Origin of the sequence: Nostoc sp. DedQUE09 (assembly GCF_034530915.1) — a bacterium.
GTDB lineage: Bacteria > Cyanobacteriota > Cyanobacteriia > Cyanobacteriales > Nostocaceae > Nostoc.
Map to the genome: position 1 here is coordinate 24012 of NZ_JAVRCE010000084.1, position 6919 is coordinate 30930.

Annotated in this window: 4 protein-coding genes; 3 read left to right on the forward strand and 1 reads right to left on the reverse strand. The window is 40.8% G+C overall.

Annotated features, from left to right (window positions below):
* Positions 1-10 precede the first annotated feature (10 nt).
* The 3 genes from RMY27_RS32090 (at position 11) to RMY27_RS32100 (ending at position 5288) form a co-directional block, all read left to right on the forward strand.
* Positions 11-1198, forward strand: a complete 1188-nt coding sequence (locus RMY27_RS32090) for a TRC40/GET3/ArsA family transport-energizing ATPase (protein WP_322668866.1) — start codon at positions 11-13, stop codon at positions 1196-1198.
* A 256-nt stretch (positions 1199-1454) separates the two neighbouring features.
* Entirely contained in the window at positions 1455-4760 is a 3306-nt protein-coding gene (locus tag RMY27_RS32095) for a GAF domain-containing protein (protein ID WP_322668867.1), read from the forward strand.
* A gap of 204 nt (positions 4761-4964) precedes the next feature.
* Entirely contained in the window at positions 4965-5288 is a 324-nt protein-coding gene (locus RMY27_RS32100; protein ID WP_322668868.1) for a hypothetical protein, read from the forward strand.
* An 81-nt stretch (positions 5289-5369) separates the two neighbouring features.
* Here the strand turns inward: RMY27_RS32100 and dnaN are convergent, their stop codons facing one another.
* On the reverse strand, positions 5370-6533 hold the full coding sequence (gene dnaN, locus RMY27_RS32105; protein WP_322668869.1) for a DNA polymerase III subunit beta: 1164 nt from the start codon (positions 6531-6533) through the stop codon (positions 5370-5372).
* Positions 6534-6919 lie beyond the last annotated feature (386 nt).

Sequence of the window (6919 nt, forward strand, 5' to 3'; positions counted from 1 at the left end):
AAAAGCATCTATGCGTGTAATTTTAATGACTGGTAAAGGCGGTGTGGGCAAAACTTCCGTCGCTGCTGCAACTGGGCTGCGTTGTGCGGAACTAGGCTATCAGACGTTGGTTTTAAGTACAGATCCCGCCCACTCCCTCGCAGACAGTTTTGATATGGAACTGGGACACGTACCCCAAAAAATTCGCCCAAATCTCTGGGGTGCTGAACTGGATGCGCTGCAAGAACTGGAGGGAAACTGGGGTGCTGTGAAACGTTATATTACCCAAGTTTTACAGGCAAGGGGTTTAGATGGCGTACAGGCGGAAGAATTGGCAATTTTACCAGGGATGGATGAGATTTTTGGCTTGGTAAGGATGAAACGCCATTACGATGAAGGTGAGTTTGATGTCTTAATTATCGACTCAGCCCCCACCGGTACAGCACTGCGCTTGCTGAGTTTACCTGAAGTCGGTGGCTGGTATATGCGCCGTTTTTACAAACCATTTCAAAACATCTCGGTGGCACTTCGACCCTTGGTTGAACCTTTGTTTAGACCAATTGCTGGTTTTTCGCTACCTGATAAAGAAGTAATGGATGCACCTTATGAGTTTTATGAACAAATTGAAGCGCTGGAAAAAGTATTAACAGATAATACTCAAACCTCAGTGCGTCTTGTCACTAATCCCGAAAAAATGGTGATTAAAGAGTCTCTCCGTGCCCATGCTTATCTAAGTTTGTATAACGTTGCAACAGATTTAGTTGTGGCAAATCGGATTATTCCAAGTGAAGTTCAAGATCCATTTTTCCAACGTTGGAAGGAAAGTCAGGAGCAATATCGCCGAGAAATTCATGATGATTTTCACCCTCTACCTGTGAAAGAAGTTCCCCTATTTTCTGAGGAAATGTGTGGATTAGCTTCATTAGAACGCCTGAAAGAAACTCTTTATAAAGATGAAGATCCAACTCAGGTTTATTACAAAGAAACAACTCTTAGAGTAGTGCAAGAGGAAAACCAATACAGCTTAGAACTTTACTTACCCGGTATTCCTAAAGACCAAGTTCAACTTAGTAAAACTGGAGACGAATTAAACATCACTATTGGCAACCATCGTCGTAACTTAGTTTTGCCACAAGCCTTAGCAGCACTACAACCAGCCGGAGCAAAGATGGAAAATGACTATCTAAAAATTCGCTTTGCTGACATCACAAAAGTTTAATTTTGTTGAAGGTTACTCTGTCAAGACAAACTTAAAACTAAAAAACAAGAATTTTCTCTTGTAGCTAGTACAGACGCAATATTTTTAGCGTCTGTTTTTATGATGTTTTGGTGAATTTTGATAAAAGGTAAAAAAATATTTTTATTAATGATTTGACCGTAGTTTTACTGAAGACAAAATGATCAAATAAATTTCACAATATCTTTAGATTTAATTATGCCAGTTTTCAAATTATTAATTTATTTTGCTATAAACAATGACCTCCAACCCTGAACAAGATTTGCCCTTATGTCGTCATGAAGAAAGTTTACTACGCCGCATTACAAACCGTATCCGACGCAGCTTAGAGTTGGAAGAAATTATCACAGTGACAACGGCAGAAGTGCGATCGCTATTAAAAACTGATCGAGTGATGATTTATAAATTTCATCCCGATGGTAGTGGTCAAGTGATTGCTGAATCAATTAATAAAAATTGTTTGCCGTCGCTACTGGGGCTAAATTTTCCCTCCGATGACATCCCATCCTCTGCCCGTGAACTATTTATCAAATCACGGGTGCGTTCTGTTGTAAATGTTGAAACTAAAGAGATTGGTCAAATTCACCTGCGTGACTTGGATAATGGCGAAACTATATCAGAGGAGATTCGTTACCGCCCTGTAGACCCCTGCCATATTGAATACTTAACGGCAATGGGCGTAAAATCTTCTGTAGTAGCGCCTATTCTCTATCAAAATCAACTTTGGGGACTGCTGGTGTCCCATAATTCCCAAGCGCGTTCAATTTCAGAATATGAACTAGAAGCCATACAAATGGTAGTCGAGCAACTGTCAATGGCGATCGCTCAAAGCACCCTTCACACTCAAGTTCGCAAAACAGCCGAACGAGAAGCGATCGTGAACCGCATTGCTACCCTACTACATTCACTACCGACGATTGTTTTACAACCAGCCCTAGAAGCGGCTGTTGCTGCCTTTGATGGTGTTGGTGGCAGGCTTTGTATTAGAAATGAAGCTCTTGATTTCCACAATGGCAACGTCACAAGCTTAACAGAATGCTTAATACCAGGAAATACTTGTATCAAGCTTTATATCTGTGGACAGCAACCTGTAATGCCAGAACAAACTATATATCCACTGATCGAGCAATATAGTATCTGGCAGGAACACTACAAGGTTACTAACTACGATGTTTGGGCAATTTCAGATATACATAACACTCCTGGCTTGCGAAGTTTGCAAGTTGCTTTTCAACCAACTAAAATTCGCAGCGTGTTGATGATCCCACTCCAGTATCGTCAGCAGTTGTTAGGCTATTTAAGTATTTTCCGCAATGAAGTAGATACAGAAACTTTATGGGCGGGGCAGCATGAGTGCGATCAAAGGCAACAGTACCCCCGGCGATCCTTTGAGGTTTGGCGCGAATCTAAAAAAGCACAAGCTCAACAATGGACAATTGAAGAGATTGAACTGGCTAGAAACCTCAGTAAACATTTTGCTTCCGCAGTTCAGCAGTATGAACTACACCAACAAGTACAAGTTTTCAATGAAAATTTAGAAAAACAAGTTAGAAGACGCACTGTTGAGTTACAACGCACAGCTGAACAAGAACAGGCTGTGTTTAAAGTGATTGCTGAGATTCGAGAATCTCTGGACACAAATACGATTTTTCAAACCACAACTAAAGAAGTTTGTCAATTAATCAAAGCCGATCGCGTTTCTGTTTATCGTTTTGATTCTAATTGGGGTGGTGAATTTGTCGGAGATTTTGAAGCTGCTAGTCCATACTGGTCGAATGAGTCGGAACTAGGTATTAATACAATTTGGAATGACACCTACTTACAAGATACAGAAGGAGGACGTTACCGCTACAATGAAACATTTGCAGTCGATGACATCTACAAGATGGGGTTTACTCAGTGTCATATCGACAATCTAGAGCAGTTTCAAATTTACGCTTTTGTGCTTGCGCCGATTTTTGTTGGGCAAAAACTTTGGGGTTTACTAGCAACTTATCAACACACTGGCCCTCGGCAATGGAAAACTTCTGAAGTTAACTTTCTCAGTCAGATTGCCGGCCAAATGGGTGTAGCACTCCAGCAAGCTGATTTACTCTCTCAGACACAACAGCAGACATTAGATTTGCAACAAGCAGCAGAACAACAACGGGTATTGTTTGAAGTTGTGGCGAAAGTTAGGGAATCTCTTGATCTAGATGCGATTTTTCAGACAACTACCCAAGAAATCTGTAAATCACTACAAGCCGATCGAGTTGCAGTCTACCGCTTTGAGGCTGATTGGAGTGGTGAATATATCGCCGAGTTTGTGGGTGATAACTGGTTAAAGTTAGTAGATTCAGATACCAAGACAGTTTGGCAAGATAGCTATTTACAAGAAACCCAAGGTGGGCGATATCGTCACAATGAAACCTTTGTAGTCGATGACATCTATGAAGCTGGCCACTCTCAATGCCATGTTACGGCTTTAGAGCAAATTCAAGCAAGAGCTTATGCGATCGCACCTATATTTATCGGGCAACAGCTATGGGGCTTGCTAGCAGCTTACCAAAATTCTGCACCCCGCCATTGGGAAGCCTCGGAAATTAAATTTATTACTCAAATTGCCAATCAACTTGGGGTTGCACTCAAACAAGGGCAATTACATAATCAAACCAAAGAACAGACTCAAAAGCTAGCTCAAGCTTTGCATGATTTACAGCAAACTCAAACCCAACTGATCCAAACTGAGAAAATGTCCTCATTAGGTCAACTGGTAGCTGGTGTTGCTCACGAAATTAATAACCCCGTGAACTTCATTTATGGCAACATCAATCATGTCAACGATTACACCCAAGATTTGCTTAGTATACTAGAACTCTATTTACAGAATACTCCCAACCCTAGTCCCGAAATTAGCGATCGCGCCCTTGAGATTGACTTAGAATTTATTATGGAAGATTTGCCCAAAACTCTGTCTTCCATGAAAATTGGTGTTGATCGCATCCGGCAGATTGTCTTGGGTTTACGGAATTTCTCTCGCCTTGATGAAGCAGAAAAAAAACCAGTTGATATTCATGAGGGCATTGATAGCACCTTGCTAATTTTGCAGCATCGCTTGAAAGCAAAACCAGAAAGTCCGGCAATTACATTAATCAAAGAATATACTAACCTTCCTTTAGTGGAGTGCTATGCCGGGCCGCTAAATCAGGTATTTATGAATGTTTTAAGCAATGCGATCGATGCTTTAGAAGACTACACAGAATCTCAATCAAAACCTCATAACGGCGAAATTACTATCCGTACTGCTCTTGGAAAACTTGAAGGCAATATCAAAAGTGTAGTAATTCGCATTGCAGACAATGGCCCAGGAATACCCGAAGCCTTGAAGGCAAGAATCTGCGATCCATTTTTCACTACTAAGCCAGTGGGAAAAGGCACTGGCTTGGGGTTGTCAATTAGTTACCAGATTGTCGTAGATAAACATGGTGGTGTGTTGAAATGTGATTCTAAACCTGGGTTAGGTACAGAATTTTGGATTGAAATTCCAATTAGACAAATCAACTAATCATAGAAACAAAAAATCAACTTGCATAGTGCAGATTATACCTGCTTTGGAAATGAAGAATGTAAAGTTATGTAATAATTTTGATTTTCTGCAAAAAATTTGAGTTTTGGAGTGAAAGTATAGTAGCTTGATTGATAAGTGATAGATAGCTAGTAACCTGATTTATACATGACTAGGGTTTAACGCTTAGGAGGATACATGATTATGAATTTGATAAATCCCTCTGAAAACGTCATTAGTTGTTTGCAGACTATCTTGGATGCCACGGCTACGGGAAATTACGAGCTTTTTCTTACAGTAGGTGATTCAGACTACAGAGCTGATATTACCAAAGAAAATTTTGACCAAGTTAGTTCCTCACTAATTCCCCGTATGTCTGAGGGCTATACAACTACTTACTTCGGTCATCTCAAACAAGGAGAAACTCAGACCTATTTGTGGAAGCTGAGTTTTGCTGATGATGGACATGAATTTATAGTACGTATGGGGATGAAGGGGGAAAAAGCTAATCTGATATGGATTACTTAATATGCATATATATATGCATATCTGCTGTGAAAACAAAAATACGCTGTAGGTTAGCACATCTTTGCTAGCCTACAATTCTTTTTAACTTCTAAGTTGCACCGGCATAGCTAAATAGGTCATTTTCAAACCACCCAATGGTGTAAAAATGACTGGAGTTAGGCTTTGATTTAAATGCATTTGAATTTCGGAAGATGGCAACTCTTTCAAGCCTTCCATCAAGTATTTAATATTAAAAGCAATTTCAATATTTTCCCCAGAAATTTGTGCTGGCATCGACTCTCTACCACTGCCCACATCTTGAGCTTCACAAGATAAAGTAATTTCTTGAGCTTCGCTATCAATACTGAGCTTGACAATATTATTTTTCTGATCGGCTAAAACAGCAATCCGTTCCAAAGTGCTGACAAATTGTCGCCGTTCAATTGTTACTTGTCGCTCAAATTGGCGGGGAATTAATTGTCGATAAGCAGGATATTGCCCTTCTAATGTGCGACTAGTCAAGCGTTGATTTTGCCATGCAAACACAACTTGACCTTGATCGAAATATAAAGCTACAGGTTCATCTGATGAGGCGCTATGAGCTAACATTCGTTGAAGTTCGCGTAATGCTCTTGCTGGTACTGTCACTTCTAGTTGACTAGTTCCGCCTAGAGGACGCTCGTTGCTAGTTTCTACGACTGCGAGGCGATGTCCGTCTGTAGCTGCAAATTCTAGGGTGTCTTGTTTAACTGTTAAATGCACACCAGTGAGTACTTGCTTGGTTTCATCAGCACTCGTAGCAAACAATGAACCGCGTAATCCCTCAATTAATGCAGTGGTGGTGAGATGGATTACTTCTGTATTTTCAATTATAGGTAGTTCGGGAAATTCTTCCGGCCCCATTGCTCGGACTTGGTAATGTCCACTTTTGGGTGTGAGTGTGACTATTAAACCTTCTCCACCAGATGTTGCACCTGTCACGGCTGATTCATCATCTAGAGTGATTTCGCCTTCTGGAAGACGAGAGGTGATGTCTACAAGTAACTTAGCAGGAAGTGCGATCGCCCCACTTTGCCATACCTCTGCGTTAAAGCTGGTGCGGATTCCCAAACTGAGATCGAAAGCTGTTAAGCTTACTTGGTTGGTTTCAGCATCCGCTTGTAACAGCACATTGGCAAGTACTGGATGAGTTGGTCGTGAAGGTACTGCACGACTAACGAGTGAGAGGTTTGTACTGAGATCGCTTTGGGAGCAAACTAATTTCATAAGTCAGATGCAGCTAGTGAAAGATATCCTAACATCCTTATGTTTATAGGCGATCGCTGACGAAGTTGCTTAAGAGGTTGTTTGAAAAGTAGTTAGCTGTGATTTTAGGCACTTGTTGATTCCCTAATCCCCTTAAAATCTGAGTTCAAAATGCTTATCCAAACCGTATTGAGCTTTAAGGGGCTATTTTATCCTAAAAGTTAAGGCAAAGGCGATGGCTCATCCCATTTATTATTTGATAGGTGAATAAGTTTGTAGTAAGGACTTTAGTCCTTGATTTGAGTGCTAAAGCGCTTACTACAAACTCAGCAAACTTAATGGATTACTAGAAAATTCCATCTAGACCTCCGCAAGGGTACTCCCGCCACACCGGAACGGTTGGCGGT